The 26,353-nt window shown below is 39.7% G+C and carries 30 protein-coding genes; 16 read left to right on the top strand and 14 right to left on the bottom strand.

All coding sequences use genetic code 11. The features are described 5' to 3' along the window. Positions 1-194: 194 nt before the first annotated feature. The 3 genes from lpxL to uup all read right to left on the bottom strand — a co-directional run bounded on the left by lpxL (position 195) and on the right by uup (position 4,010). Positions 195-1,130, bottom strand: a complete 936-nt coding sequence (lpxL, locus tag SOI81_RS15265) for an LpxL/LpxP family Kdo(2)-lipid IV(A) lauroyl/palmitoleoyl acyltransferase (RefSeq protein ID WP_224992331.1) — start codon at positions 1,128-1,130, stop codon at positions 195-197. A 110-nt stretch (positions 1,131-1,240) separates the two neighbouring features. After that, entirely contained in the window at positions 1,241-1,873 is a 633-nt protein-coding gene (gene yahN, locus SOI81_RS15260; RefSeq protein ID WP_262457080.1) for a LysE family translocator, read from the bottom strand. Between the two features lie 226 nt (positions 1,874-2,099). Next, positions 2,100-4,010, bottom strand: coding sequence for an ATP-binding cassette domain-containing protein (gene uup, locus SOI81_RS15255; RefSeq protein ID WP_320540959.1), 1,911 nt, complete (start codon positions 4,008-4,010; stop codon positions 2,100-2,102). 32 nt (positions 4,011-4,042) lie between these two features. On the opposite strand from uup, the gene SOI81_RS15250 reads away from it, so the two are divergent. After that, entirely contained in the window at positions 4,043-4,288 is a 246-nt protein-coding gene (locus tag SOI81_RS15250; protein WP_002115104.1) for a SlyX family protein, read from the top strand. Positions 4,289-4,342: 54 nt separating this feature from the next. On the opposite strand, the gene SOI81_RS15245 is transcribed toward SOI81_RS15250, so the two are convergent. Continuing rightward, positions 4,343-5,353 carry a zinc-binding alcohol dehydrogenase family protein gene (locus SOI81_RS15245; RefSeq protein ID WP_320540958.1) on the bottom strand — a complete coding sequence of 337 codons (1,011 nt, stop codon included), beginning with the start codon at positions 5,351-5,353 and terminating at the stop codon, positions 4,343-4,345. Positions 5,354-5,452: 99 nt separating this feature from the next. On the opposite strand from SOI81_RS15245, the gene SOI81_RS15240 reads away from it, so the two are divergent. The 10 genes from SOI81_RS15240 to SOI81_RS15195 all read left to right on the top strand — a co-directional run bounded on the left by SOI81_RS15240 (position 5,453) and on the right by SOI81_RS15195 (position 14,410). Next, positions 5,453-5,830, top strand: a complete 378-nt coding sequence (locus SOI81_RS15240; RefSeq protein ID WP_224992328.1) for a winged helix-turn-helix transcriptional regulator — start codon at positions 5,453-5,455, stop codon at positions 5,828-5,830. A gap of 148 nt (positions 5,831-5,978) precedes the next feature. Further along, entirely contained in the window at positions 5,979-6,428 is a 450-nt protein-coding gene (locus tag SOI81_RS15235; protein WP_004842579.1) for a hypothetical protein, read from the top strand. Positions 6,429-6,463: 35 nt separating this feature from the next. Next, a complete protein-coding gene (gene topA, locus SOI81_RS15230) occupies positions 6,464-9,100 on the top strand; it encodes a type I DNA topoisomerase (protein WP_002115027.1) in 2,637 nt (878 codons plus the stop codon). An 88-nt stretch (positions 9,101-9,188) separates the two neighbouring features. After that, a complete protein-coding gene (locus tag SOI81_RS15225) occupies positions 9,189-9,947 on the top strand; it encodes a hypothetical protein (protein ID WP_320540957.1) in 759 nt (252 codons plus the stop codon). Positions 9,948-10,082: 135 nt separating this feature from the next. Further along, positions 10,083-10,655, top strand: a complete 573-nt coding sequence (locus SOI81_RS15220; protein ID WP_025470384.1) for an HdeD family acid-resistance protein — start codon at positions 10,083-10,085, stop codon at positions 10,653-10,655. A 115-nt stretch (positions 10,656-10,770) separates the two neighbouring features. Then, entirely contained in the window at positions 10,771-12,750 is a 1,980-nt protein-coding gene (gene pcrA, locus SOI81_RS15215) for an ATP-dependent helicase (RefSeq protein WP_320540956.1), read from the top strand. A gap of 73 nt (positions 12,751-12,823) precedes the next feature. Then, positions 12,824-13,063, top strand: a complete 240-nt coding sequence (gene rbpD, locus SOI81_RS15210; protein ID WP_002115113.1) for an RNA recognition motif domain-containing protein — start codon at positions 12,824-12,826, stop codon at positions 13,061-13,063. Positions 13,064-13,072: 9 nt separating this feature from the next. Continuing rightward, complete coding sequence (locus SOI81_RS15205) at positions 13,073-13,435, top strand: ASCH domain-containing protein (protein WP_239974875.1); 363 nt, start codon at positions 13,073-13,075, stop codon at positions 13,433-13,435. 80 nt (positions 13,436-13,515) lie between these two features. Beyond that, positions 13,516-14,019 carry a DUF6586 family protein gene (locus SOI81_RS15200; protein ID WP_016142283.1) on the top strand — a complete coding sequence of 168 codons (504 nt, stop codon included), beginning with the start codon at positions 13,516-13,518 and terminating at the stop codon, positions 14,017-14,019. Positions 14,020-14,131: 112 nt separating this feature from the next. Next, the gene (locus SOI81_RS15195; protein ID WP_002114792.1) at positions 14,132-14,410 is read left to right on the top strand and encodes a hypothetical protein; all 279 of its coding nucleotides are present in this window, start codon (positions 14,132-14,134) and stop codon (positions 14,408-14,410) included. Positions 14,411-14,445: 35 nt separating this feature from the next. Here the strand turns inward: SOI81_RS15195 and ybaL are convergent, their stop codons facing one another. From ybaL to calB, 4 genes are all read right to left on the bottom strand, one after another. Further along, positions 14,446-16,155 (bottom strand): cation:proton antiporter, encoded by a 1,710-nt coding sequence (ybaL, locus tag SOI81_RS15190; protein ID WP_224992324.1) that lies wholly within the window; start codon positions 16,153-16,155, stop codon positions 14,446-14,448. A 146-nt stretch (positions 16,156-16,301) separates the two neighbouring features. Beyond that, positions 16,302-16,457 carry a 50S ribosomal protein L33 gene (gene rpmG / locus SOI81_RS15185; RefSeq protein WP_001205031.1) on the bottom strand — a complete coding sequence of 52 codons (156 nt, stop codon included), beginning with the start codon at positions 16,455-16,457 and terminating at the stop codon, positions 16,302-16,304. Positions 16,458-16,469: 12 nt separating this feature from the next. Continuing rightward, positions 16,470-16,706, bottom strand: coding sequence for a 50S ribosomal protein L28 (gene rpmB, locus SOI81_RS15180; protein ID WP_000048256.1), 237 nt, complete (start codon positions 16,704-16,706; stop codon positions 16,470-16,472). Positions 16,707-16,873: 167 nt separating this feature from the next. Then, positions 16,874-18,322, bottom strand: coding sequence for a coniferyl aldehyde dehydrogenase (gene calB / locus SOI81_RS15175; RefSeq protein ID WP_002115149.1), 1,449 nt, complete (start codon positions 18,320-18,322; stop codon positions 16,874-16,876). A 112-nt stretch (positions 18,323-18,434) separates the two neighbouring features. Here calB and SOI81_RS15170 point away from each other — a divergent pair, with 112 nt between their 5' ends. The 5 genes from SOI81_RS15170 to SOI81_RS15150 all read left to right on the top strand — a co-directional run bounded on the left by SOI81_RS15170 (position 18,435) and on the right by SOI81_RS15150 (position 22,268). Further along, the gene (locus SOI81_RS15170) at positions 18,435-19,127 is read left to right on the top strand and encodes a TetR/AcrR family transcriptional regulator (RefSeq protein WP_016142281.1); all 693 of its coding nucleotides are present in this window, start codon (positions 18,435-18,437) and stop codon (positions 19,125-19,127) included. A 74-nt stretch (positions 19,128-19,201) separates the two neighbouring features. Then, positions 19,202-20,065, top strand: coding sequence for a formyltetrahydrofolate deformylase (purU, locus tag SOI81_RS15165; RefSeq protein ID WP_016142280.1), 864 nt, complete (start codon positions 19,202-19,204; stop codon positions 20,063-20,065). Between the two features lie 379 nt (positions 20,066-20,444). Further along, positions 20,445-21,200: an energy transducer TonB gene (locus tag SOI81_RS15160; protein ID WP_032054359.1), complete on the top strand. Its 756-nt coding sequence runs from the start codon at positions 20,445-20,447 to the stop codon at positions 21,198-21,200. A 43-nt stretch (positions 21,201-21,243) separates the two neighbouring features. Next, entirely contained in the window at positions 21,244-21,864 is a 621-nt protein-coding gene (gene exbB / locus SOI81_RS15155) for a MotA/TolQ/ExbB proton channel family protein (protein ID WP_016142278.1), read from the top strand. Next, positions 21,864-22,268 carry an ExbD/TolR family protein gene (locus SOI81_RS15150; protein WP_000885432.1) on the top strand — a complete coding sequence of 135 codons (405 nt, stop codon included), beginning with the start codon at positions 21,864-21,866 and terminating at the stop codon, positions 22,266-22,268. The genes exbB and SOI81_RS15150 overlap by 1 nt, the downstream gene beginning before the upstream one ends. 57 nt (positions 22,269-22,325) lie before the next feature. Here the strand turns inward: SOI81_RS15150 and msrA are convergent, their stop codons facing one another. The 6 genes from msrA to SOI81_RS15120 form a co-directional block, all read right to left on the bottom strand. Continuing rightward, complete coding sequence (gene msrA / locus SOI81_RS15145; RefSeq protein ID WP_239974874.1) at positions 22,326-22,850, bottom strand: peptide-methionine (S)-S-oxide reductase MsrA; 525 nt, start codon at positions 22,848-22,850, stop codon at positions 22,326-22,328. A gap of 100 nt (positions 22,851-22,950) precedes the next feature. Continuing rightward, positions 22,951-24,006: a DUF4105 domain-containing protein gene (locus SOI81_RS15140; protein ID WP_239974872.1), complete on the bottom strand. Its 1,056-nt coding sequence runs from the start codon at positions 24,004-24,006 to the stop codon at positions 22,951-22,953. A gap of 14 nt (positions 24,007-24,020) precedes the next feature. Next, positions 24,021-24,530 (bottom strand): dihydrofolate reductase, encoded by a 510-nt coding sequence (gene folA, locus SOI81_RS15135; protein ID WP_032035374.1) that lies wholly within the window; start codon positions 24,528-24,530, stop codon positions 24,021-24,023. 45 nt (positions 24,531-24,575) lie between these two features. Further along, complete coding sequence (gene thyA, locus SOI81_RS15130) at positions 24,576-25,418, bottom strand: thymidylate synthase (protein ID WP_016142275.1); 843 nt, start codon at positions 25,416-25,418, stop codon at positions 24,576-24,578. A gap of 168 nt (positions 25,419-25,586) precedes the next feature. Continuing rightward, positions 25,587-25,952 carry a hypothetical protein gene (locus tag SOI81_RS15125; RefSeq protein ID WP_239974870.1) on the bottom strand — a complete coding sequence of 122 codons (366 nt, stop codon included), beginning with the start codon at positions 25,950-25,952 and terminating at the stop codon, positions 25,587-25,589. Positions 25,953-25,961: 9 nt separating this feature from the next. Then, positions 25,962-26,321, bottom strand: coding sequence for a hypothetical protein (locus SOI81_RS15120; protein WP_031947294.1), 360 nt, complete (start codon positions 26,319-26,321; stop codon positions 25,962-25,964). Positions 26,322-26,353: the final 32 nt, after the last annotated feature.

Here is a 26,353-nt window from a genome sequence, read left to right as displayed (position 1 = left end):
CAGAGTTTACTATCGTGATAGCGACATGGATGTCGCTGTTGCGCTGTGTTACAAGGATGTAACATCAGCGGAACAAAGGATTTTTGCTTACTTTTTATCCCTAAAAAGTAAGGTCTGCCTATTCGAAATTATTTGAATATCACTATAAATCGAGGCTGTGCCTATTACTAATCTAAAATTATTACAGCCTTATCTTAATAAATTTCCTCATATCCCTCAGGACGTGTTTTAAAGCGACGATGGAACCACATATATTGAGTTGGTGCGATACGAAGCTGATTTTCAATAATCTTATTCACACGTGTTGCATCATCAACTTCATCTTCACTTGGCATATTGTCGACCGCAGGTTCAATCAAGATATGATATTTAGGGTTTTGTACATCGCCTTGACGATAAAAATATAAAGGAACTGCGACTGCCTTCGAGATTTTTAATAAACGTCGGTGAGCAGTCACTGTAGCAGCTGGTACACCAAAAAATGGTGCCATAACGCCTTGCTTGAGTCCGAAGTCTTGATCAGGGCTATACCAAATTGCATCACCATCTTTAAGATGACGAATTAAACCACGCATATCATCATGATCGATTTGTGCTTTATAAATGGTGCCACGGCAACGATAAATCAGCATATCGAGCAATGGGTTGTTTTGAGGTCGATAGACGACATCTGGCTCGAAATATTGAGCGCACACATAACCCCCTGCATCAAGAAGCGTACTATGAGTTCCCAATAATAAAACGCCTTTGCCCTGAGCTTGAGCATTGGTAATGTGTTCTAAACCTTCAATGGTGACACGGTTTTTAAACCAGTAAGGCTTATACCATGCATTTAATGTCTCAAAAATACCAAGCATCATATCTACAAAAACTTGCTTAGCTTGTTGCTGTACTTTTTCGGCTGACCATTCGGGAAAGCAGACTTCTAAATTACGAATAGTCGTTTTTCGGCGAGATTTTAAATATTTCCAAGCAAGATTTGCTAAGCCATGAGCCAGACGCCATTGAATTGCCCATGGCAAAATAGCCAAAAGCATTAAAAAAACAATGGCAATCCAAATACCCCAATATTTAGGCAATAAAAAGGACCATTGAAATTCACCGGGCGTATAAGTCTGCTTTTGGCTCATAGCGATATAAAGAATTCAAAATTAAAACTGGCAAAAGTGTATCACGAACTGAATTTATCGTCGTAATACACTGTTGAATTGAGCGGTTAAGATGAAGAAGTAAAGCGCGGTTATCGACGATTTTCTAAAAGAATGCGAACTGCAAGTCCAGCTAACACTGTTCCCATAAGCCAGCGTTGTATATTTGCCCAAAGAGGCTTCTGTTGAAGAAAAAGAGCAATGCTACCCGCAGAAAGCACAATCAGCGCATTTACTGAAACGCTGACAAAAATTTGAATAGTGCCGAGTTGAATAGATTGCCATAAAATACTGCCTTGTTGTGGGTGAATAAACTGTGGCAATAACGATAGATACATAATCGCAATTTTAGGATTAAGTAGATTTGTAGCAAAACCCATTAAAAATAGTTTAGCTGGAGAATCTACTGATAACTGCTTTACATCAAAAATAGGGGATGCATTAGGGCGTAGAGCTTTCCATGCTAACCAGAGTAAATAAATGGCTCCGGCAATGCGTATAGTGTCATAAGCATAAGGGACTGCGATAATAAGCGCTGTGATCCCGAAAGAAGCGCAAAGCATATAAAATATGAAGCCAACGCCGACACCAGCAAGTGAAATAAATCCCGCCGTTTTTCCTTGGCAAATTGAACGAGAAATAAGGTAAATCATGTTTGGGCCAGGGGTAAGCACCATCGCCAAGCAGATTAATCCGAATGCTAAAATTTGAGAAAGATCTAGCATGAAAAACTACTCGAATATTATTATATGGGTAGATATAACATAATTATTTTTATAAGTCTTATATTCAAACAGAGCGATATTTTAAACGATTAAGCCTAACCAAATTTAATCACTCATCACGTGTTTTTTATAGATTTTTGTGCTTTCAAAATTTATATATTCTAAAAAAAGCCCCCTTAATTTCAGGAGGCTTTTTTGTTATTTAACTCGTAGGAAAGAACGCAAATTAATTTCCTTTGCTCATTTGTTCAAGTTCATCCCAACGTTCTAATTTTTCAAGTAATACTTCTTCAATTTCTGCTAGGCGTTGACTTGCTTTAGTTGCTTCATCGGCATTACTGACAAACCATGAACCATCTGCAAGTTTGTCAGATAGCTCTGCTTGTTCAATTTCGAGTTTTTCGATTTCCGCAGGAAGTTGCTCAAGTTCACGTTGGTCTTTATAACTCAGTTTGACCTTTTTAACGTTACTTTGTGCTGCGGCTTTTTCAGCTTCGGCTTTTGCCTGAGCTTTTTTAACGTCAGACTTTTGGTCTACGACTTTATCATCTGGACGTTGCTGTAAATAGTCTTGGTAGCCACCAATGTACTCTGCAATATTGCCTTTACCATCAAAGACCCAAGTTGATGTTACGACGTTGTCCATAAATGCACGGTCATGCGAAATGAGCAACAAAGTGCCTTTATATTCAGAAAGCATCTCTTCAAGAAGCTCTAGAGTCACCATATCCAAGTCATTGGTTGGTTCGTCCATCACAATCAGGTTCGATGGTTTAAGCAGTAATTTAGCAAGCAAGATACGGTTACGCTCACCACCAGAAAGAGCTTTTACCGGTGTGCGTGCGCGTTCAGGTGAGAACAAGAAATCTTGTAAATAGCTGTAGATATGACGGCGGTTACCATTTACATCAACAAAGTCAGAACCTTCTGAAACGTTTGCCATTACTGTTTTTTCAAGGTCTAAGGCATTACGTAATTGATCAAAATAAGCAACTTCTAACTGTGTACCTGTCTTAACAGAGCCACCGTGCTCGATTTCACCTAAAATGGCTTTAATTAAGGTGGTTTTACCGACACCGTTATCACCTACTAGGCCAATACGGTCACCACGCATGACAAGTATAGAGAAATCTTTAATAAGCGGTTTATCATCATAAGATACGCTTAAGTGCTCAATATCAAATACCAATTTACCAGAGCGATTTGCTTCTTGAGTCGCCATGCTCACTTTGCCTTGTTGTGAACGGCGGGCTTTCGATTCTTCACGTAAAGCTTTTAAGGCACGCACACGACCTTCATTACGGGTACGGCGAGCTTTAATCCCTTGGCGAATCCAAGCTTCTTCTTCAGCTAATTTTTTATCAAATAAAGCATTTTGTTTCTCTTCTGCTTCCATTTGCTGAGCTTTAAGCTCCAAATAGCGTGAATAGTTACCTTCATAGCCACGTAAGATGCCACGATCAAGTTCAACAATACGAGTTGCAATACTGTCTACAAAAGAGCGGTCATGCGAAATAAATAGAAGTGTTAAATTATTTTGATCGAGTAGGAATTTTTCTAACCATTCAATACTTTCAACATCTAGATGGTTCGTCGGTTCGTCTAGAAGTAATACGTCCGGTTGTGTCAAAAGAGCACGAGCGAGTAAAACACGGCGTTTACGTCCACCTGAAAGATCTGCCAAATCCGCATTTGGGTCGAGTCCCATTTTACTTAATAGGGCATTGACCTTATTTTCGAGTGCCCAGCCGTCTAGTTGGTCGAGCTTGTGCTGTAGGTTCCCCATACGGTCACACGCTTCCATGTCGCCAAGCATACAAGCATCAGTTGCTTCATGATAAGCTCTGAGTACTTCGGCAGCTTCTCCTGCACCATCAGCCACAATGTCAGCAACTTTGCCAGAATCCATTGGAACGTCTTGGGCTAACATTGAAACTGTTAAACCATTTTGAATGGAAACTTCACCAGAATCTGGTAATAGGCTTCCCTCGATCAGTTTAAGTAAAGTAGACTTACCTTCACCATTACGACCAATTAAACAGACTCGTTCGCCACGTTCTAGATTAAAGTTCGCGCCATCGAGCAGGGCAGGTCCGCCAAAAGCAAGTTGGACATCCCTTAGGGTAATATAGGCCATAATGTTTTCCAGAATCTCAAATGAGGATTTAAATGACTAAACCACCATATCATGATGATCAAGCGTCATTTTCCGCACCCATTGAAGATTTGCAAGTGCGAATTACATTTTTGGATGATTTAGTTGAACAATTAAATCAACAACTCGCTATTCAGACTCAGGAAATAGCTGATTTGAAAAAACAAATGCAATTTCTTTATCAACGTGTGGAATCTTCGGATTTATCAGAAGGTATTGCACCTTTTGATCCATTAACGAATAAACCTCCTCACTATTAATAAAAAGGCAAGTTCGATACTTGCCTTTTTATTTGGGAATATTATTAATTTTGCTTAAAAACCCTGTAAGACAATTTTCCCTTTTGTTGTACCACTTTCAATTTGCTGATGAACTCGTTTTAAATTTTCAGCATTAATAGGGCTTAAAACCTCCGTCACGGTCGTCTTAATTTTCCCTTTATCCACTAGCTTGCTGACCTCATTTAATAGTTCACTTTGTTTTGCCATATCTTCGGTGTGGTACATTGAACGTGTGAACATAAATTCCCAATGCACAGATACGGACTTCGATTTAAACGGTTTAATATCTAACTGTTCTGGATCATCAATAAGTCCGAAACGGCCTTGTGGTGCAATCAACTCTACGATATCTGTTAAATGTCGGTCTGTTTGAGTAGTCGAGAACACATATAAAGGTGCCGTTAAATCTAATTGCTTGATTTGGGCTGCTAAAGGCTCACGATGATCTAGTACATGGTCAGCACCAAGTTGTTTTACCCATTCTTGAGTTTCTGGGCGGGAAGCTGTCGCAATAATTGTTAAGTTAGTTAACTGTTTAAGAAGCTGAATAGTGATTGAACCTACACCACCCGCTCCACCAATGACTAATATTGATGTTTTTTCTGGTGCGTTCTTTGGAACTTGCAGGCGATCAAATAGCATTTCCCACGCTGTGATTGCAGTTAAAGGGAGAGCTGCCGCCTCGGTTGCTTCTAAAGTTTTTGGTTTATGACCCACAATGCGTTCATCAACAAGCTGTAATTCACTATTACTGCCTTGGCGATTAAGAGCACCTGCATACCAAACAACATCGCCAATCTTAAATTGAGTAACTTTGTCTCCAATCGCTTCAACAATACCTACTGCGTCCCAGCCAAGCGTTTTCCACTGATTATTCTCAGGGCTTACATTCTTGCGGATTTTAGTATCGACCGGATTTACTGAAACAGCTTGGACACGAACAAGTAGATCATGGTCTTCTGCAACGGGAGTGTCGAGTTCAATATCCACGAGTGCCTCTGGTGATGTAATAGGCCCCGCTTTTTGATATGCCACAGCTTTCATAATGATGATTCCTCTTGTTGAGAGTTTGATCATAACGTAAGCTTTAAAAGAGTGACTACAGACAAATAACGCTCATAGTGTCAAAAAGGATACTGTAAAATGGCAAAAGCAAGACATTCAAGTTTTGACTGTTCCCCGGGATGTGCCGTTGAGGCCGCGATTAGCTTGATTGATGGAAAATGGAAATGCGTCATTCTTTGGCATTTATTTAATGAAGGTACCTTAAGATTTAACGAAATTCGAAAGCGTGTTCCGAGCATTACTCAAAGAATGCTGACAAATCAGCTACGTGAATTGGAGCAAGATGGCATTATTCATCGAGAAGTCTATCCTCAGGTACCGCCTAAAGTGGAATACTGCCTGACTGATTTGGGACAAAGTCTTGAGAAAATTCTATTTGCTTTAAAACAGTGGGGTGATGCTCACATTGACCAATTTGGAAAGCTGACACTTATTGATGGCCATTCGAATCCTTAATGATATTTGAGTCAGCTCATCGCAATTTATGCTGTGAAATCTCGATATTTTGAGCCTTGCCATCTTATCGGGCATTATTTTTATGTTGAAACTTGCGTTTTCTGGTCAGCTTATGCAACTCTAATAAAAGAGATTAATAGGTTTTGCTATGGACAATATGGGAATTTGGGTTACCGTTATCATTGTTCTTTTCGTACTAGGCTCCATTTTTGGTTTAAGAGTGAGCCCACGTGAAAAGGCACTTGGTATTATGCGTGATAAAGCTCGTAAAATGGGTTTACACCCACGTGTAATCGTTGCACCTGAATGGACACATGTCCCAATGGCGACTGAAAAGCGTGCCAGCATGGTTGCTTATTATAGTGTATTGATTCCCGATGCTCGTTTATCTTTAATGCGTGCTCGCGTTATAGACGGCAAATTAAAAGTGGTTCAGGGCGATGAGAAATTTAATGATTCTCCCATTGCATTAAAAGGGATTTATGCTATTGATATGCAGGCAAACTGTGTAGGGCTTTATTGGGATGAGGAATCAGACCTGAGAGCAACACAATTAGATGAGATGAAGGCTTATCTGTTGAACTTGGCTAAAGCCTGATTTTTAAATTTATTGGTATAGGAATAACATTTTATATGGCGAATACCTCGCGCTCTGCATCTCAAAGCACAGCATCTACTGCACCTGCTGCACATAAACGTGCCTTAGTGATTGTGGAGTCGCCTGCCAAAGCGAAAACCATCAATAAATATCTGGGTTCGCAATACATTGTAAAGTCTTCTGTAGGTCACGTACGTGATTTGCCAACAGGTGGCAGCAAATCAACTGAGAAAAAGCCGGCTGCCCGGACGAAACTCACTGAAGCAGAAAAAGAACAAAAAGCTAGTCAGGCTTTAGTTAATCGTATGGGGGTTGATCCTGAACATGGTTGGGAAGCTCATTACGAAGTTCTGCCAGGTAAGGAAAATGTTGTTGCTGAACTAAAGAAACTCGCCAAAGATGCTGATGCAATCTATCTCGCAACGGACTTGGATAGAGAAGGGGAAGCTATTGCTTGGCATCTAAGAGAAGTTATTGGTGGTGACGACAGTCGTTATCACCGCGTGGTATTTAACGAAATTACTAAAAATGCCATTCAAGAAGCATTTAAACAGCCAACACGTCTAGATTTAAACCGAGTTAACGCTCAGCAAGCACGTCGTTTCTTAGACCGTGTTGTTGGCTTTATGGTTTCGCCATTACTTTGGGAAAAGATTGCCCGTGGTTTGTCAGCTGGTCGTGTGCAGTCTGTAGCGGTGAAACTGGTTGTAGAGCGTGAAAGAGAAATTCGTGCTTTTATTCCAGAAGAATACTGGCAAGTTTTTGCAGACACGCAAGCCAAGAAAGATGACATTCGTCTTGAAGCAGTTAAGCAAGCTGGTAAAACCCTTAAACTGAAAAATAAAGCTGAAACTGATGCTCTATTAGATGTTTTAAAAGGTGCTGAATATAAAGTTGCACAGCGTGAAGATAAACCGACTAAGGTGAATCCAAGTGCACCTTATATCACTTCAACGTTGCAACAGGCTGCAAGTACTCGTTTAGGTTTTTCTGTAAAGAAAACCATGATGCTGGCGCAGCGTTTATATGAAGCAGGTTTTATTACCTATATGCGTACTGACTCAACGTTTTTGAGTGATGACGCAGTAAGCATGGTACGTGCTCATATTGAAAGCCAATTTGGTGAGAAGTATTTACCTGCGAAGCCAAACCGCTATGGTAACAAAGCGGGTGCTCAAGAAGCCCATGAAGCAATTCGTCCGTCAAATGTTGCGCTTACAGGTGATCAACTTGCGGGTGTGGAGCGTGATGCTCAACGTTTGTATGATTTGATTTGGCGTCAGTTTGTTGCATGTCAAATGACTCCAGCAGAATATTTATCTTCAACTTTAACGGTTGAAGCTGCAAATGTTGAATTAAAAGCAAAAGGCCGTACGCTTGTATTTGATGGCTTTACACGAGTTCGTGGTGCCAATAAGTCTGATGACGATATTATTTTGCCTGCAATTAAAGTTGGTGAAATCTTAAAATTAGAAAAGTTAGACCCAAGTCAGCACTTTACTAAACCTCCTGCACGTTTTACTGAGGCTTCTTTGGTTAAAGAACTCGAAAAACGTAGTATTGGTCGTCCTTCGACTTATGCAGCGATTATTTCTACGATTCAAGAACGTGGCTACGTTAAGTTAGAAAACCGTCGTCTTTTCGCCGAAAAAATGGGTGAAATTGTGACGGATCGTCTGGATGAAAGTTTCAATAACTTGATGAACTATGCATTTACGGCGGACCTTGAAGGACAGCTCGATAAAGTTGCAACAGGTGAGCGTAACTGGAAAGAGTTACTAGATACATTCTATGGTGACTTTAAAAAACGTCTTACCAATGCTCAAGGCGAGCATGGAATGCGTCGTAACCAGCCGGTTGAAGTACCAGCTGTACATTGTCCCGAATGTTCACGTCCAATGCAGATTCGTACAGGTACAACAGGCGTATTCTTAGGTTGCTCTGGCTATAACTTACCGCCTAAAGAGCGTTGTAAAGGTACTTTGAATTTAACACCTGTTGAGTCCTTAGCGGCCCTATCTGATGATGATGGTGCTGAAACCGCAGACTTGATGTCAAAACATCGCTGTGCGAAATGTGGCACAGCCATGGACAGCTATGTTATTGATGGTGGTCGTAAACTGCACGTATGTGGTAACAACCCTGACTGTGATGGTTTTGAGCTTGAAGAAGGTGAGTTCAAGATTAAAGGCTACGATGGTCCAACCATTCCGTGTGATAAATGTGATGGTGAGATGCAGCTTAAAACTGGTCGTTTTGGCCCGTATTTCGCTTGTACAAGCTGTGACAATACTCGTAAAGTCTTGAAAAGTGGTCAACCTGCGCCTCCACGTGTAGAACCGATCAAGATGGAACATTTACGCTCAACGAAGCATGATGACTATTTTGTGTTGCGTGATGGTGCGGCAGGCTTATTCTTGGCTGCAAGTAAATTCCCGAAAATTCGTGAAACTCGTGCGCCAAAAGTTGCGGAATTACGTAGCGTTGCAGCCCAGCTTGATCCTAAATATCAATTTATTTTACAAGCACCAGATGTAGACCCTGAAGGCAATCCGACAGTTGTGAAATTCAGTCGTAAGAATCAATCACAATATGTTGGCTCGGAAACCCCAGAAGGCAAACAAACTAAATGGAGCCTAATTTATCAAAATGGTAAATGGGTTGAAGGCTAATTAAGTCCACAATAAAAAATGCTAGCTCAGCTAGCATTTTTTATATCTAAAACAATAAAAGAAAATTTTAATTTTATGGGGAAAAAGAATGTGGAAAAACATTCGAGTTTTATGTTTGTTAATTATTTTATTGATTGTTGCTGTTCAGGCATGGCGAGATCAAAACCAAGATTGGGATCAACCTATTGTTGTCGTTTTACATCCTATTAACGCCGATGGTTTACAGACATCACAGAGCTATATCCATCAATTGCAAAACACTGATTTTGAAAAAATAAAAACCTATTTAGAGCAGTGGTCACAACATTATCGTGGTCAATCAGGGAACTTTATAATTCGTTTAGGGCAACCGTTACAACAACGACCTCCTGAGGTTCCTCAGAATGGCAATATCTTTCATGTAATGTGGTGGAGTTTAAAGTTTCGTTTTTATGCATGGCGGTATCAACAACCTGAAGATAAGGGGGCATCACTCAAACTTTACTTAAATTATTACGACCCAAATTATCAAAAAGTTTTGATCCATTCGACTGCTTTAGAAAAAGGTCGTATTGGTAGTGTGAATTTATTTGCGTCCAAAACACAAGCCTCACAAAATCAGGTCGTGATTGTTCATGAGCTATTACATGGCTTTGGAGCACAAGACAAATATGATTTACAAACAGGACAACCACTTTATCCTTTAGGTTATGCGCAACCTGAAAAAGTGCCTTTATATCCACAAATTGACGCTGAAATTATGGGTGGTCGAACACCGTTATCTGAGCAGAGCAGTAAAATGCCGAATGGTTTACATGAAACAATCATAGGTTTACCTACAGCCCAAGAAATTGGCTGGGTGAAATAAAACTGTGGATAAATACTGCTTTATCCACATCAATTGTTAAGAAACGATGCAGATTTTATACAGACAAAAAATGTGAAGTGCATCACTATTATTGGGTAGATGAAATTCTAATACCTGATAATAAGAGTAGCCATGATGAAAACTGTCGGTAATGATTTGGTACGTAATCAGTTACATGCTGATCGTAAGTGGTATTTGATATTAGGCTTTGTGCTTATTGGCTTTGGTCTGATTTTATTTAGTTCATTACCATTTGCGACCTTTTCTGTCGTTTTTTTATTTGGAATACTCATGATGGTCGGAGGTGTTTTACATCTTGTCGCGGCTATGAGTGTTTTTAAAGGTGCTAGTCGATGGTTATGGGCACTTTTTGGCATACTTTATTTAATGGCTGGTTATTACGCTTTTTCTACTCCTGTCACCACAGCAGTGGTTTTGACGAGTTTATTATCTATAGCACTGATTATTGCCGGGGCTATACGTACAGTAAATGCGATTTTACTTAAGCCAATTACTGGATGGGGCTGGACCCTATTTTCAGGGTTATTAACGCTCGCTACCGGTATTTTAATTTTAGTTTCCAAAGATTCGCCTTTTTGGGTGTTAGGAATGTTCCTTGCTATTGATATCTTATTTCAAGGAATTAATTTTCTAGGTTTGGCTTCAGCGATTAAGCATCTGCCATCTAGTTCAAAAACAGTATCTTAAATAAAAATACTGTATCAAAGAGTACTTTAGGTGCTCTTTTTTGTTTTTAGGATGGCAGACGCATCTGTTGCCTCGGTCTGTTAAACTATGTCTTGGTGTTTTAGCGATATGTGTTATGAGTCTTGCAAAATTAATTAATGAACTGAATGCTCAGCAAAAAAAAGCAGCCACGACGACTGCTCAGAACTGTTTAGTTTTGGCGGGTGCTGGTTGTGGCAAGACAAAGACTATTGTTGCTCGTGCCGCTTATTTAATTGATCAAGGCTTGCCAGCAAACCAAATCCAGATTTTAACTTTTACTCGACGTGCTGCGAGTGAAATTGTTGCAAGAGTCGAGCAGCATGTAGGAGCACATGCAAAAGGCTTAAGAGCTTCGACTTTTCATACTTTTTGTATGTATTTGCTGCGCCGTAACCCACAAGCTTTTGGTTTAAATCAATTTAGTATTATTGATCGTGATGATCAGTTGCTGATGTTTCGCTTATTAAGAGGTAAAGACAAAGATAACGTTTTACCTAAAGCGGCAGAGCTGTGCGATTTGTATTCTTTTGCTCGAAATACTCAAACCAAACTTTCTGAAGCACTGCTTAAGCAACTTCCAGAAGCCTACGAGCACAAGGCACAAATTGCTGAGTTGATGAAAACTTATGAGCAACGTAAGAAAGAGCGTAATTTTTTAGATTACGACGATATCTTGTCGATTGTGGCGGTGCATTTACAAAACTCAGAAGCGCTCACCAATTGGGTGGCAGGCTTCTGTCAGGCATTGCTAGTTGATGAAATGCAAGATACAAACCCTTTGCAATGGGCTTTGTTGCAACCCTTAATTGGTAAAGTGAAGTTATTTTGTGTGGGTGATGATGCGCAGTCCATTTATGGCTTTCGTGGCGCCGACTTTGAAAATATTCATTCTTTTAAAGAGCGAATACCTGATGCAGAAGTACTTACACTGGCTTTAAATTACCGCTCGACCCAAGAAATTCTAGATTTATCGAACTGGCTGTTGGCACATAGCCCAATTGATTATCAAAAACAGCTACAAGCACATCGTGGCCAAGGGCAAAAGCCACAGCTACATTTGTTTGGTAATGAGTTTGAAGAAGCAAACTGGATTGCACAAGATTTAATAACGCGCCATCAACAAGGTGCAAACTGGCATGACCATATGGTTTTGGTACGTTCTGGCTATAGTGCCCGATATCTAGAAGGGGCTTTTATTGCTGCTGAAATACCTTATCGCTTTATTGGTGGAGTAAAACTTCTTGAGTCGGCCCATGTAAAAGATGTACTAAGCCTGCTACGTATTGTGAGCAACCCTCACGATGATTTGGCTTGGATGCGGTTTTTAACCTTATGGGATGGAATTGGTGATGTTGGAGCGAGTAAGTTAGCCCAAGAGCTAATGGGAATTGCTGATGTTGAAGAACGCTGTCAACGACTTGAACGCCATGGCAAGGTCCCTTTACAAGCAATTTTAATTTTAAAACAGTTAGATGTACTACAGCAGCATGTTGAAGCAAGTATTGGCTTAGCTCTTGATGCTTTAGGCGAGCAGCTAGAGCAAAATTATAAAACTAAAGACTGGTCACGCCGTTTAAAAGACTTTGATTTGGTTAAGCAACTTGCGCGTAAGCATGCATCGTTGGGTGAATTCCTTGAAGAATATGTGCTTGAACCTATTTCAGTTTCTGAAATTGAAAAAGCTGCTGATCAAGATTTAGTGACTCTAATTACGATTCATTCAGCTAAGGGGGCCGAACAGAAAGTTTGTTATGTACCTCATGTATCACCAAATCAATATCCTTATGCAAGAGCACAGGGTGATTTTGCTGATGTTGAGGAAGAACGCCGTGTGCTGTATGTGGCCTTAACACGTGCTGAAAATGAATTAATCTTGACGAAACAAAATCTTAATACGTGGTCACAAGACACGTATGACGAGCAAGGTCGTAAAGTCGAGAGTTATTTCTTAAATGATTTACCTACACATTTAGTTCAAGCAAAGATACATAGACAAGTACCTCAGCAATTTACTAAAAAACAATGGAACAGATCTCCTGCAGTAAATTTAGGTTTTGGTATCGATCTGGACTAAACTACTGTATAAGACGCTGTGATTACTTAAATGTATATTGGCCCTCCCTTTTATTGCCAATTAAGGTTAGAAAATGAAGATATTAGTTCGTAATTTAGATCGTGCTGTAAGTGAAGCTGAAGTTTTAGAGTTGTTTAAGGCATATGGTAAAGTTGATACATGTGTTCTTGTGACTGATAAAGACACAGGTAAATCGAAAGGCTTTGGTTTTGTTGAAATGCCTAATCCACGTGAAGCGATTAAGGCAATTAAAGGCTTAAATACGCTAAAAGTTAAAGGCTATGGAATTCGAGTTAAAGCAGCCGAAGAATAAGTTTTTCTTATGAAAAGACAATTTTTAGCCCTTTCGATTGTAACGCCAAATGGTACTCGTATCGCTCAAGGTATAAAAACACTTGAGGTACGTTCATGGACACCTACACAGTTACCAGTGAAAGATCTATTAATTGTCGAAAACCACAACTTTCTGAACAAAGATATTGATGAAGAAGAAGGAGTTGCTGTCGCTTTAGTTGATGTCGACTCTGTTCATAGTTGGCGAAATGATGAAATTGAGTCAGCATGTGCATCTGCTTGGAGTGAAGGGTATTTTGCTTGGGTTTTAAGTAATGTTCGCCCTTTAAGGCAGCCAGTAAAAATTTTAGCTAAACGTAAAATTTATCAAGTTGAGCTGGATTTACCATAAATAACGTTGATTTTATCAATGGAGTCGTTAAGCTAAGAATAGCTATTGCAATGGCGATTTTAGAACAGGAAAGTTTAGTTATGTCACGTGTTGCTCGTTATCATGCCGATCGTACCAATCAGAAGCTCTATTTCGCACGTCTAGCGTGTCAACAGGCAGAGCAGACCGATCATGTACAGCAGGTACAAGCTTATCGTGAAACAGCCGTATTTCATTTACATGGCGCAATGTTAGCGTTCTTACAAGAATTGGTACGTTATTACCGTTTAAATGATTTGCAACCTACTTTAAAATCTATTGAGGAACATATGGCGGCAAAAGGGCAGGTTTCTCCTGAAGTGTCCGTTTTGCAGCAATTGGCAAAAGATGGTTTTGTTGCGGAGTTAAAACGTGCTTATCGTATGTGCCAATACGCCCCAGAACCAAAAGAACCGACTCCAGAAGAAGAAACTTCTTCTAATCTCATTATTAAAGTGACACAAGGTCCTCAGTCTTGGTTGCCAGATGTTAAAATCTTGCGTGAATGGCACCGAGAATTAAGCCATTTAATTGATGGTTTTCGTAATGAAATGGTCGAGTTCTAAAATTAAACTGCCTAGATGCTTGAAATTTAGACTAGGTGTGCCTATATAAATAAGACAAGAGAAGCAAAGTGCAAGGGTGCTTTGCCACCATGTTGAAACATGGAGGAAGTATATGTCTATACAGCAATTGAAAGAGTTATTTGGAAATCAAGAAGCAGTGTTGGAATTGGTTCAACTCGAAGGTGGTGAACTCGCCTTGCGTAATGCAGGTTCTGAAAATGAACCCTTGGTTAAAATTCAATTTAGCGATGAAGTCAAAGCAATCTTGGGTGAGCAGACTCCAGTTGTTGCTCAGCATATGATTCAGGCTGCATTGTTTGGACTGCTAGAGAAGCAGGTAAACGAGTGGCAGGCTGAGGTATTAGACGAACAGCCTAAATTCTTGAGTTAAAAAAAGCGTACTTTTAAGTACGCTTTTTATATGGGTTAATGAATTGTTGACTGATGGGCAAGCTCGATCTGATTTAATATATGGTGACTCATATTCTTTGCCATTTCTTCTTTTGCATAGAACACTTCGCCAATATTTTCTTCACGGATAATTGCTGCTTCTTCTTTGCTTTCTGCGCAAATTAATACCTGAATTTGAGGATTTAATTGCTTGGCAATGCTCACAATACGGTGGATATCTAAAATATCCATAGGGGAGATCACCAAGAGTCGTGCATGCATGATATGTGCTTGAATTAAAACGCTCGGTTCGGTAGCAACACCGCTCACCGCAGCAATATTTGCCTGACGTAGTTTTTCTACGATTTCACGATTTTCTTCTGCAATAACGACCTTAATATTCTCATTAATTAGATTTTCAGTGATGCGTCGTCCCACACCGCCATATCCAACAATCACGACCTGATCACGTAAGTAAGCTTGATCAACTTCATCGGGTAACATAGCTAATGGGTCACCACTACGTTCAAGAAGTCGGGCTAAGTGAGAACGCTCGCGAATCCAGCGTTGTACAGGCTCAATAGCTGAGAAGATGAACGAGTTGAGCGTAATTGAGAATAAAGCGCCTGCTAGAATCAGGTTTTGAGCTTCTAAGCTTAATAATCCTAAAGAAACACCCAAGGTCGCCAAAATAAATGAAAACTCACCAATTTGTGCAAGGCTTGCCCCGACTGTTAAAGCTGTATTGATTGGATAGCGGAAAAATAAAACCAATGCCATTGCAGCAAGTGTCTTACCCACCATAATAATCGCAATAACAGCTAAAATATGTAGTGGGCTCTCAACAAGAATGTGTGGATCAAACAGCATGCCCACAGAAACGAAAAATAAAATCGAGAAAATTTCACGTAGTGGGAGAGTCTCTTCCTCAGCACGATGACTAAAGTCTGATTCTTTAACAACCATGCCCGCAAAGAAAGCTCCTAATGCCATTGAAACCCCAAAGATGGCATATGAACCATAGGCAATTGAAACGGCAGCAGCGACGACGGTCAGCGTAAATAGCTCTCTTGAGCCTAAACGTGCAACGAACTGCATAATAATAGGTACTACACGTTTACCTACTATGAGCATAAAGGCAATAAAGCCAATCACCTTTAATAAGGTTATCCCAAGGGTTAACCAGATATTACCATCTGCACCTGCTGGTGCTTTGCCACCGAGTAAAACTGCTGTAGCAGGAAGGAGTACTAAAACCAGTACCATCACTAAGTCTTCCACTAACAGCCAGCCTACAGCAATTTTGCCGTTAACTGAATCTAAAAGCCCACGGTCTCCTAAAGCTTTTAATAGTACAACCGTACTCGCACACGACAGACTTAAACCAAAAACAAGTGCTGAACCAAAACTCCAGCCCCATAGCATTGAAACCCCAATACCCAGTAAGGTTGCAACAGCGATCTGTAAAATTGCGCCTGGTAAGGCAATGCGTCGAACTTGCAATAAATCTTTTAATGAAAAGTGCATCCCTACACCAAACATCAGGAACATGACCCCGAGTTCTGCAAGCTGGTTAGCAAGATGAATATCTGCTTCTACACCTGGTGTATTTGGGCTAATAATAATTCCGGCAATTAAATAGCCGATAAGAGGAGGGAGTCGTAATCGGGCTGCAAGGTAGCCAAAAATGAGGGCAACACCGAAACCAACAGCAAGTAAAATAATTAAATCTACGTCATGCGGCACTAAAAACTCCTTTTACGTGAGTTAGGCTAAAGACAAGCATAAAAAATGCCAAGGCGGAATATAGATAAAGTTTAACAAAAAGGTAGGTATAAAAAAAATGCAAAAAAAACGACTTCATAAAGAAGTCGTTTTTTTCGAGGCTAAAATTATTTGATTTTAGCTTCTTTGAAAATCACGTGTTGACGGATTTTTGGATCAAATTTTTTGATTTCCATTTTTTCCGGCATAGTACGTTTGTTTTTAGTCGTGGTATAGAAGTAACCTGTACCAGCTGAAGAAACGAGGCGAATCTTATCACGCATTGCTCAGACTCCTTAGATCTTTTGACCTTGAGCACGAAGGTCTGCAACAACCTTTTCGATACCCAATTTGTCAATAATACGCATACCTTTAGTGGTTAAACGAAGACGTACAAAACGTTTTTCGCTTTCTAACCAGAAACGGTGGTGGTGCAGGTTCGGCTCGAACCGGCGCTTGGTTTTGTTGTTGGCGTGTGAGACGTTGTTACCAACGACTGGACGCTTGCCGGTAACTTGGCAAACCTTAGACATGGTGTAACTCCATTGATTCAGCCAACAGCAAATCTGTGGCCAGTCATACTAAATGTAAACGGATGAATTCATTCAAGGGGCGTTTTATACCAAAAATACGATTAAAAGACAAGCGAAATTGGTAAAAACGAGGCATGATTTAGTATAACAGATCATGCCTTGATCAGTTAGCGCAACAAGGTTTTCGAAATGAAACGATGAATAGGCTTATTGAACGGTGGAAGAATGTATTTAAGGCTATAAAGTTTTGGATTTGACATCACCGAACGCTCATGAGAAAGGCTAAAAAAGCCCTCTGGCCCGTGATATTTACCCATACCTGATGCGCCAATTCCGCCGAAAGGTAAATCATCTTGTGCAACATGAGTAATTACCATGTTAATTCCGAAATGCCCTGAATGGGTGTGCTGTGCAATATAGTCAGCACGTGCTTGATCATAGTCAAAATAATACATTGCTAAAGGGCGCGGACGACTATTAATAAACTCGATGACTTCTTCTATTTGGTCATATTCTAAAATCGGCAGAATAGGCCCGAAGATTTCATTTTGCATAATATCCATTGCAGTTGTCACACCAGTGACTAAAGTCGGTGCAATTTTACGGACATCATCTAAAATTTCATTTTGCGGGTTAATTTCAACAATACGTGCACCTTGATCGCGGGCGTTTTCGAGATAGCCTTGAATCCGGTTGTACTGTTTATCATTAATAATAGAAGTATAGTCTTGGTTGTTGCGGAAATGAGGGTACATTCCAGCCACAATCAATTTAAAGTTTTCAATGAACTCGGCAGTTTTGCCGCGTGGTAAGAAAATATGATCTGGTGCAACACAAGTTTGTCCCGCATTCCATAATTTTCCTACAGCGATACGCTGAGCTACATCTTTCATGTCCATTGACGCATGCACAAGGGCAGGAGATTTTCCACCTAACTCAAGAATCACGGGAACAAGGTTTTGAGCTGCAGCTGCCATTACTGTTTTACCAACAGAAGTTGAGCCTGTGAAAATCATTTTGTCAAAAGGCAAATGACTAAAAGCATCTGAGATAACGCCACCACCATTCACCACAGCCACTAATTCTTGTGGAAATGCTTCAGCTAGTGCACTTTCAAGGACTCGTCCAAAGTTTGGCGAAGCGCTAGAGATTTTGATCATTGCATGGTTGCCTGCAGCTAACGCACAGATCAAAGGCCCAACTGAAAGCAATAATGGGTAGTTCCAAGGTGTAATAATACCAATCACACCCATAGGTTGATATTGTACCCAACCTTTTGCAGGCTGATGTAATACACTAATATGGCGTTTTGATGGCTTCATCCATGCAGTTAGATGTTTACTGTAATACTTAATTTGCTCCAAACTGGTGAGTAGCTCACCAATTTTTGTTTCCATAACTGCACGATTGCCATAATCAAGGTTAATTGCTTCGGCAATCTGATCTTGATATTTTACCAAGACTCTTTTAAGACGAGCTAAACGATCAATACGCTCTTTAGCAGTGGGTACCGGATGGCGTAGGTAAGCCAGCTTTTGTTGTTCAAGCAAATCATGTAAATGCTTAACATCATAAGGAAGCTGAGTCTCTGGATTTGTTTTTGTTTGACTGTTCATCGGTACTTACCAAATATATTGATATACTTATTTTTTAGAGTAAATACTCTAAATAGTCAAGTCAGTTTATGTGTTCAAGTCTTAACCATGTGAATTATTAAAGGTTATTAAAATGTCTCAACCTAAAGCTCTGAAGACAAAGGACCGGATTTTACAAATCAGTTTGCAGCTTTTTAATGAGCGAGGTGAACGGTCGGTTACAACCAATCATATTGCTGCGGAGTTAGGTATTAGTCCTGGAAATTTGTATTATCATTTTCGGAATAAGCATGAAATCATTAAGGAATTAATGTACCAATATCAGGTTGAGACTCTGGACATGCTTTCTTTACCTGAAGACAGACCACTAACGACCAATGATAAAATCAACTATTTTCAAGTGTTAAGTGGTCAACTCTGGAGTTACCGTTTTATTCATCGTGATGTTTATCATTTAGTTGAAAGTAACGAAGACTTTAAAAAGATTTATCCGCGTTTTGCGGGGCAGGTAATGCAGCAAGGGCAAAAAATTTATCAAGCCTTTGTCGATGCCGGTCTTATGAAAATGACACCATCTGAAATTGAAGCGCTCATTATTAACTTATGGATTGTATTAACGAATTGGACAAACTTTTTATATATGTCTGGCCATATCAGTGACAATAACCATTTAGAAGAAAGATGGGTTTGGCAAGCTTTACGTCAAATGGTTTTTCTTGAAGGGCCTTATCTTATGGGAGAAAGTCGAGAGACTTACGAGCAGTTGCTTGAGTCATTAGGGCCTTCTGATCTATTTGCCAGCTTGTCGTCCTTAAAAGATGAATAGTTGTGCTTGCTTATTTAGAGCGCTAGAATACTCGGCTTATTAAAAATTTGACTCAATTAAGTGATATTAACCAAATGAATATGACCACTGCCAATACAGCCCGTTTACTGATTACTTGTGAAGACAAGCCTGGGATCGTACAGGCTGTATCGAGCTTTTTGTACCATCAGGGTGCAAACATTACCGCGCTTGATCAGTATGCGACGGAAGCTCAGGGCGGACGTTATTTCATGCGTGTGGAATTTGAACTTGATCATTTACAGTCACGTAAAGACGCATTAATTCAAACATTTGCTGCGAACGTTGCTGAGCGTTATAGCATGCAATGGCGCCTTGCTTTCGTAAACGATATTAAAAAGGTTGGTATTTTAGTTTCTAAAGTCGACCATGCTTTACTTGAGTTATTGTGGCGTCATGCGCGTGGGTCGTTACCTTGTGAAATTACGCATGTGATTTCAAACCATGAAGACTTACGTGAATCTGTTGAGAACTTCGGTATTCCATTTACAGTAATCAAAGTCACTAAAGACAATAAAGCTGAAGCTTATGCGCAAATTGATGAAATGATGCAAGGCAACGATTTATTGGTTCTTGCACGTTACATGCAAATTCTAAGCGAAGATTTTGTTGCGAAATGGGAAATGAAAATCATCAATATCCATCATTCTTTCTTGCCAGCTTTCGTGGGTGCTAACCCATATAAGCAAGCTTATGAAAAAGGTGTGAAGTTGATTGGTGCGACAGCTCACTATGTGACTGCTGACCTAGACCAAGGCCCAATTATTGAGCAAGACGTTGAGCGTGTAAGCCACGACTATAATGTTGAGCAATTACGTGAGTTAGGTGAAGACGTAGAGCGTAATGTGTTGGCTCGCGCAGTAAAATGGCATTTGGAAGACCGTATTATTGTAGATGGTAATAAGACTGTTGTTTTTTAAACAACACTTACTTTAAAAAACACGCTTCTTGCGTGTTTTTTTATATCAAAAATATTATTGAAATGATATAACGTAACAAATTTAAGTAGATGTATGTTAGGATTTGGTCTATTCACAGTGAAATTAGTCTAACTATATAAGTGAGAGTAAATACATTGTGAATAAGAGATTCCATTTCATGTAACTATGAGAAAACAAAAGCAAAGACACTCAACTGATACAAAGGAGCAATCTTGAGCAAATGTTTTTCTCAAAAAATAGTTGCAAATGAAAACACTTCTCATTTATTATTGTGGCACTTTATTGTTCTATCCGATGTTTGAAATCGTTTCTGTAAATAGAAATCTGAAATCATCATCCATTAGGTAATTAGATTCTTATGAGTCAATCTTCCGCAGCCTTAAACTCTCCCAATCCGATGAAAAAGAAAGTCATCACGGCACTAATTGCGGTTGCAATTGGTCATATCGGGGTTTTATGGGCAGTTAGCCATATTAAGCCTGCTGAATTAAAGCCAATCGATAAGAAGCCTTTACAGGTACGTTTCGTAAAAATTCAAGAGCAACCAAAACCACTACCTCCTAAACCAAAGGAACCGCCTAAAAAGCCGGAACCTAAAAAAGAGGTAAAAGAAGTTAAAGTTGTTGAAAAGCCTGTGACACCACCGAAAAAAGTGGAAAAAATTCAACAGGTGAAAAAAGCTGAAACACCAAAAGAGACAGTAAAGACAGAACCTAAAGTTGAAACCAAAGTAGTGACGACAACGACAACTGTTACTGAAAAAGTTGTAGAAAAACCGAAGCCAGTGGTACAAGAAGCGCCTAAAGCTCAACCTGCTCCAGATCCATCACCAAAACGAGTTTCAATTGGTGGCTCGGGGGTACAGTGGAGTCGTTCACCACGTTTAACAGTTTCTCCAAAAGATTTACAAGGCGAAGCACGTTCTGTTGTCGTACTCATTGAAGCCGATGAAAAAGGCAAAATTATTAATGTACGAGTGACTAGAAGTAGTGGTATTTCTAGCCTAGACGACAAAGTTGTCCGTGCTGTTCGCGGTGCGAAATTTAAACCTTATATGGAAAATGGTGTTGCTTATCCAATTAGAGCAGAGCAACCCTTTGATTTAACCCCTTAAATGAATTTGAGTCCCAACGGCTAACCTTAATCAGGAGTTCAATATGAACTTTTCAATCTATTGGCAACATGCAGATGCAGTGAGTAAAACCCTGTATTTCATCTTATTGGCAATGTCGATTGCTACCTGGACAGTTTTCATCTTACGTTTGATGGGGACTCGCCAGCTAAAACAACAAGCTTATGCTCAACTTTCTCAGGCTATCTCTTCGCTAAAAGCAAAGTTACAACCTTTGAGTTTTGAACAGCGTAAAGCGGTTGCAGAGCAGGCATTACTTCGTCAGATTTCTGCTGAAAAAGCCAATGCTGATAAAGGTATTTCGGTTTTAGGAACGATTGCTTCAATTGCACCATTCGTAGGTTTGTTTGGTACTGTTTGGGGTATTTTCCATGCGCTGGTTGCGGTAGGTAAAAGCGGACAAGCAGGTTTGGCTCAAGTGGCTACACCAGTAGGTGAAGCACTTATTATGACGGGTCTTGGTCTTGCAGTGGCGATTCCTGCGGTATTGGCTTATAACATCTGTGTACGTGCAAATCGTGGTCTTGCTCATGACTTACAAGATCAAGCGCATAGCTTGTTAATTGACACGATGTTGCAGCAAGACTCAACTGTAAAGTCTGATGTTAAAACTGCACAGCAAAGTTATGTTGGAGGTCAAGCTTAATGGCTTTTCAATTGGGTGAAGACCACGATAGTGGCATGAATGAGATGAACCTCATTCCGCTAATCGACATTATGTTGGTGTTAATGATCATTTTTTTGGTCACAGCAACAGTTGCCAACCCATCGATTCCATTAACGCTTCCTAAAACAACTGCTGAAATTATTGATCCACCACCAAAAGCAATTACGATTAGTATCAATGCAAATGGTGAAGTGGCTTGGGATACTCAAGTAATTAGCCTAGATGAGCTTCAAAAACGTTTTCAAGAAGCAGGTCAAGGTGATGTGAAACCAACAGTTCAACTTCGTGCTGATAAAGAGTCGAAGTACGATACTGTTGCTCAGGTAATGTCTCGCGCCAGTGAAGCCGGACTGAGCGATATTGCCTTTGTAAGTGAAAACTAAAATTTAGTTTACTTAATAAAAAAGCAACCACTTTGGTTGCTTTTTTATTGTTCTGATTTATTGATCTTTCATCAGATGCTGGAATTTACTATATAGCTTAAGCAGCTTAGGTGGAATCGCAAAGTTGCAATAACCTTGTGAAGGATTCTTTGCATAGTAGTTCTGATGATATTCTTCTGCCGGATAGAAGGTCGGGACAGGAGACAGCTCAGTCACAATATCAAGATCGTCATTTTTTAGAGTCTGAATCGTGTGTTCCGCTGCCTGCTTCTGCTCTTCATTATAATAGTAAATAACAGAGCGGTATTGTGTGCCGATATCATTACCTTGGCGATTTAAAGTCGTTGGATCGTGAGTCGCAAAGAACACGTCGAGTAACTGGGAGTAAGTTACTTGCGCTTCATCAAAGTCGACTAAGATCACCTCAGCGTGCTGGGTGTCTCCTTGACATACTTCTTCGTAGGTAGGATTAGTTGTGTGGCCACCTGCATAACCACTAGTTACTTTTTCTACACCGCGTATTTGTAAAAATACAGCTTCGACGCACCAAAAACAGCCGCCGCCAAATAATGCCTGTTGCATTGTTTTTCCCTCTATTTCCTGCCTATTACAATAGGGTTTATGTATTTAAAATACAAAGTAAAGCATGTATAAAAAAGTAAAGAAAAGTGCATTACTTATTTCATTTAGCTTTAGGTAAACCTTGTCGAACGATTTGAGAGAAGTGTTGACTACTCTGATCTGAAAGCTGTTCAAAATTTTCAGTACGTGGGTTGATATGCGCAATTTGATACCACTGTTTTAAACTGATATTTTGATTGAGTGCTTTAAGGTCATATAAATAATTAGGTAAGTAACCTGAAGCGATTAAACGATAATCTTTAGGAAGTTCATAGGGGTTAATCGCTTGAACCATATCAAAAATTAAAGTTGTACAGTTACTCGTAAGCGTGTTGTACCACCTCGGTTCTGCACGTAGCTCATCCGATTTCTTAAGATATTCTAAAAATAGCGCTTTTTGCTCGCTACGTGGCATATTGACTGGGAAATTATAAACTTGCTCTTTACGGATGTTGCTACGCGTATAGACAATATCTTTTTCATCAGAAGCAATTAAGCTAAGTTCATATTTTCTAAAAAAACCACCAATTGCTGAAAACTCTTCAGTTTTTTCTTTGCGAATCTCTATTGAGAAGACTAAAGGTTGCTGATTCTTAAATTCGAAGCTCACCAGTGTGTGAGCAATTTGTGGTCCCATCCAGTAAGAGGTAATGATGTTTATGCCATTTAATTGCTTAAGATCAAATGTTCGGGTTTCCCATCGCACATCATAAGTTCCATCAGGATGCCAGTTGAAGTTACGAACATTGTGTAAAGTGATTACATCGCCGTGCTTTTCATAGCTCAGCATATTGGCAACTTCTGGGTTCCAGTCGCGATCTTGACGTGCAGTAATGGAAAAATACCAAACAAGAGAGCAGGCAAACGCTAAAAGATAAATCAGGATATCGGTACGGCGGCTAATAATATGACCTTCAACATATAAGCCCGCCATACTCAGTGCAAAAGCAATCCAGATACCGATGAGTATGCGGCTGCCTAACCATCCAAAAGGTTGTTGAACCCAGAGTGCTACACATACCCAAATACTAGAGAACACAATAAACAGCGTGAATAGACTATGTAGCAGCCCAAAAAGTAGAGCAATAATAAATTCACGTGTTCCGATATTGTGCATAGGTATCCATAAAATTATTTTTTATAAGTGGCAAATTCGAATGAAGTTCCTGATTTTTCATCAACTTGCTGTTCACTCGCAATTTTATGAAATTCACTCGGTATTGTTGGATAATGTGCATCACCTTGCACATCTAAGTCAACATGAGTGAGTTCAAGACGGTCTGCAATTGATAAAGTTTGCTTGAATATCTCACCGCCACCAATGATGAACAATGCTTGTTTTTCAGTATTTTTTACATCTTCTAAAGCTGCGTTTAAAGCATCTTCAATTGAGTATGCAACCTTAACACCGTCAAATTGCCAGTTAATATCACGGGTAATTACCCAGTTCACACGGTTTGGTAGAGCACGGCCCATAGACTCAAGTGTTTTGCGGCCCATTACGACCACACCGCCTTGGGTGATTTCTTTAAAGTGTTTTAAGTCGGCAGAAATATGCCATGGCAACGCATTGCCTTTACCAATACAGTGATTCTTGTCCATTGCCACAACGTGGACAACTTCTACATTTTGCCATGCCATAATCTTTATTCTCTAAACCGTAATCTAATGAAATTTAAGCCGTCGTTATACTGCAACTGGTGCTTTAATTGCAGGGTGTGATTCATAACCTACAATTTCAATATCTTCAAATTTGAAATCAAACAAATCAGTTATTTCTGGGTTTAGTTTCAATTGGCACAGTGGTAAAGGCTCACGTGTCAATTGAAGTTTAGCTTGTTCAAAATGGTTGGCATAAAGATGCGTATCACCACCAGTCCAGACAAAATCACCAACACCTAAACCACATACTTGAGCAATCATATGGGTGAGTAGGGCATAACTCGCGATGTTAAAAGGTACGCCTAAGAATACATCGGCACTACGTTGATAAAGCTGGCATGACAACTTATTGTCTTGTACAAAAAATTGGAAGAGCGTATGGCAAGGTGGTAATGCAACTTGTCCCGCTTCATTTGGGTTCCAGCCAGAAACAATTAAACGGCGTGAATTTGGGTTGGTTTTAATTTCATTAATTAACCATTTAATCTGGTCAAAACCATCTTGGTTATAAGTACCATCCGCCTTTTTTGTTGCACCGAAATTACGCCATTGATGACCATAAACAGGCCCAAGCTCATGTTCTGGGCGGCCAAAACGAGCAGTTTGTTCTGCTGTTGCCCATTCGTCCCAAATTGAAACTTTATTATCTTTTAGATATTGGACGTTGGTGTCGCCTTTTAAAAACCAAAGTAACTCAATCACGATAGAACGGAAATGAACTTTTTTTGTGGTGAGTAAAGGAAAACCTTTAGAGAGATCAAAACGCATTTGATGACCAAATACAGAACGGGTTCCTGTGCCTGTACGGTCGCCTTTGTCACCGCCATTATCAAGGATATGTTGTAGTAGGTCTAAATATGCACGCATAACACTCTCGAGTTCGGATTAATTCCATCAAATAAAAGGGGGAGATAGCTCAATGATAAATAAATACTCAAATATAAATACTCGAATATATAAATACTCAAAGATGATACCTGTTGTAGCTCAAGATGAAAATCTAAAAATAGTTCTATGGCATTTCAAGAGGCGTAATTATTCAAAACGCTTGGCACGATTTTGATAAATTGAAACAAGAAAAAATCCAACCAGTACAAAGCCTAGAGCTTGTATCGTTGCGATCCAATTGTGTTGAGGTGGCAGCACCCACATCACAATAGCAACAATAATGAGAGGATAAATTTTAAGTAGAAACTGAAAGTTAGATTTATGTGAGCTACGATCTGAAATCTTTGTTTTTAAATATTGTCCGAAGTGAAGTCCAAAACCTAACACAAGACTAAGGATTGTATAGGTCGGCGATAAGGGCTGAGCTTGATTGGCTGCATAAATGGCAACACAAACCACAATAATAAAGATAAGTTTGATGTGGCGCGGAGCGTTGTACCAATAAGCCAACATATATCAAGCCTATTTATTAAAAAGTGATTGAGGTGAAAAGATAAAAGCTGCAAGTGCCATGAAAGCAATTCCTTGAACACCCCAGACCAGCAAGTTCGGCATTGTTTTAACAAAGATAAGTGCAAATAACAGTGCGATAGGGATCCAAGTCAGCAGGCGGTAAAGCAAGCCAGTCGGATTTTTTTGAGCAAAATGTAATTTAAAATAACGGCAGATTAAAAAGATAACACCCGTTCCAGTAAACATGAGAATCGTATCTAATGGCAAAGGCTGGTATTGATATAGTCCAATACAAATAGCCAAAGTAATAATTAAAATCACTAATTTTTTAAATGTTGGGACTTGTGTGTCAAACCAGAATTCCAGCATGGCATATCTTCATTTTTGGGAGAGTAAAACTG

Origin of the sequence: Acinetobacter pittii (genome assembly GCF_034067285.1) — a bacterium.
Classification (GTDB): Bacteria; Pseudomonadota; Gammaproteobacteria; order Pseudomonadales; family Moraxellaceae; genus Acinetobacter; species Acinetobacter pittii_E.
The sequence above is the reverse complement of the archived record's forward strand: the minus strand, read 5'-3'. Positions and strand labels throughout refer to the sequence as shown.

Excerpts from the sequence above, each read along its gene's own strand:
- exbB (WP_016142278.1), top strand. The coding sequence starts at position 21,244 with ATGAACTTTTCAATCTATTGGCAACATGCAGATGCAGTGAGTAAAACC.
- SOI81_RS15140 (WP_239974872.1), bottom strand. The coding sequence starts at position 24,006 with ATGCACAATATCGGAACACGTGAATTTATTATTGCTCTACTTTTTGGG.
- SOI81_RS15195 (WP_002114792.1), top strand. The coding sequence starts at position 14,132 with ATGTCTATACAGCAATTGAAAGAGTTATTTGGAAATCAAGAAGCAGTG.
- thyA (WP_016142275.1), bottom strand. The coding sequence starts at position 25,418 with ATGCGTGCATATTTAGACCTACTACAACATATCCTTGATAATGGCGGT.
- SOI81_RS15120 (WP_031947294.1), bottom strand. The coding sequence starts at position 26,321 with ATGCTGGAATTCTGGTTTGACACACAAGTCCCAACATTTAAAAAATTA.
- SOI81_RS15170 (WP_016142281.1), top strand. The coding sequence starts at position 18,435 with ATGTCTCAACCTAAAGCTCTGAAGACAAAGGACCGGATTTTACAAATC.
- rpmG (WP_001205031.1), bottom strand. The coding sequence starts at position 16,457 with ATGCGTGATAAGATTCGCCTCGTTTCTTCAGCTGGTACAGGTTACTTC.
- uup (WP_320540959.1), bottom strand. The coding sequence starts at position 4,010 with ATGGCCTATATTACCCTAAGGGATGTCCAACTTGCTTTTGGCGGACCT.
- SOI81_RS15160 (WP_032054359.1), top strand. The coding sequence starts at position 20,445 with ATGAGTCAATCTTCCGCAGCCTTAAACTCTCCCAATCCGATGAAAAAG.
- SOI81_RS15250 (WP_002115104.1), top strand. The coding sequence starts at position 4,043 with ATGACTAAACCACCATATCATGATGATCAAGCGTCATTTTCCGCACCC.
- SOI81_RS15150 (WP_000885432.1), top strand. The coding sequence starts at position 21,864 with ATGGCTTTTCAATTGGGTGAAGACCACGATAGTGGCATGAATGAGATG.
- SOI81_RS15225 (WP_320540957.1), top strand. The coding sequence starts at position 9,189 with ATGTGGAAAAACATTCGAGTTTTATGTTTGTTAATTATTTTATTGATT.
- topA (WP_002115027.1), top strand. The coding sequence starts at position 6,464 with ATGGCGAATACCTCGCGCTCTGCATCTCAAAGCACAGCATCTACTGCA.
- SOI81_RS15125 (WP_239974870.1), bottom strand. The coding sequence starts at position 25,952 with ATGTTGGCTTATTGGTACAACGCTCCGCGCCACATCAAACTTATCTTT.
- msrA (WP_239974874.1), bottom strand. The coding sequence starts at position 22,850 with ATGCAACAGGCATTATTTGGCGGCGGCTGTTTTTGGTGCGTCGAAGCT.
- SOI81_RS15205 (WP_239974875.1), top strand. The coding sequence starts at position 13,073 with ATGAAAAGACAATTTTTAGCCCTTTCGATTGTAACGCCAAATGGTACT.
- rpmB (WP_000048256.1), bottom strand. The coding sequence starts at position 16,706 with ATGTCTAAGGTTTGCCAAGTTACCGGCAAGCGTCCAGTCGTTGGTAAC.
- yahN (WP_262457080.1), bottom strand. The coding sequence starts at position 1,873 with ATGCTAGATCTTTCTCAAATTTTAGCATTCGGATTAATCTGCTTGGCG.
- purU (WP_016142280.1), top strand. The coding sequence starts at position 19,202 with ATGAATATGACCACTGCCAATACAGCCCGTTTACTGATTACTTGTGAA.
- calB (WP_002115149.1), bottom strand. The coding sequence starts at position 18,322 with ATGAACAGTCAAACAAAAACAAATCCAGAGACTCAGCTTCCTTATGAT.
- rbpD (WP_002115113.1), top strand. The coding sequence starts at position 12,824 with ATGAAGATATTAGTTCGTAATTTAGATCGTGCTGTAAGTGAAGCTGAA.
- SOI81_RS15200 (WP_016142283.1), top strand. The coding sequence starts at position 13,516 with ATGTCACGTGTTGCTCGTTATCATGCCGATCGTACCAATCAGAAGCTC.
- SOI81_RS15240 (WP_224992328.1), top strand. The coding sequence starts at position 5,453 with ATGGCAAAAGCAAGACATTCAAGTTTTGACTGTTCCCCGGGATGTGCC.
- SOI81_RS15220 (WP_025470384.1), top strand. The coding sequence starts at position 10,083 with ATGAAAACTGTCGGTAATGATTTGGTACGTAATCAGTTACATGCTGAT.
- folA (WP_032035374.1), bottom strand. The coding sequence starts at position 24,530 with ATGGCATGGCAAAATGTAGAAGTTGTCCACGTTGTGGCAATGGACAAG.
- lpxL (WP_224992331.1), bottom strand. The coding sequence starts at position 1,130 with ATGAGCCAAAAGCAGACTTATACGCCCGGTGAATTTCAATGGTCCTTT.
- pcrA (WP_320540956.1), top strand. The coding sequence starts at position 10,771 with ATGAGTCTTGCAAAATTAATTAATGAACTGAATGCTCAGCAAAAAAAA.
- SOI81_RS15235 (WP_004842579.1), top strand. The coding sequence starts at position 5,979 with ATGGACAATATGGGAATTTGGGTTACCGTTATCATTGTTCTTTTCGTA.
- SOI81_RS15245 (WP_320540958.1), bottom strand. The coding sequence starts at position 5,353 with ATGAAAGCTGTGGCATATCAAAAAGCGGGGCCTATTACATCACCAGAG.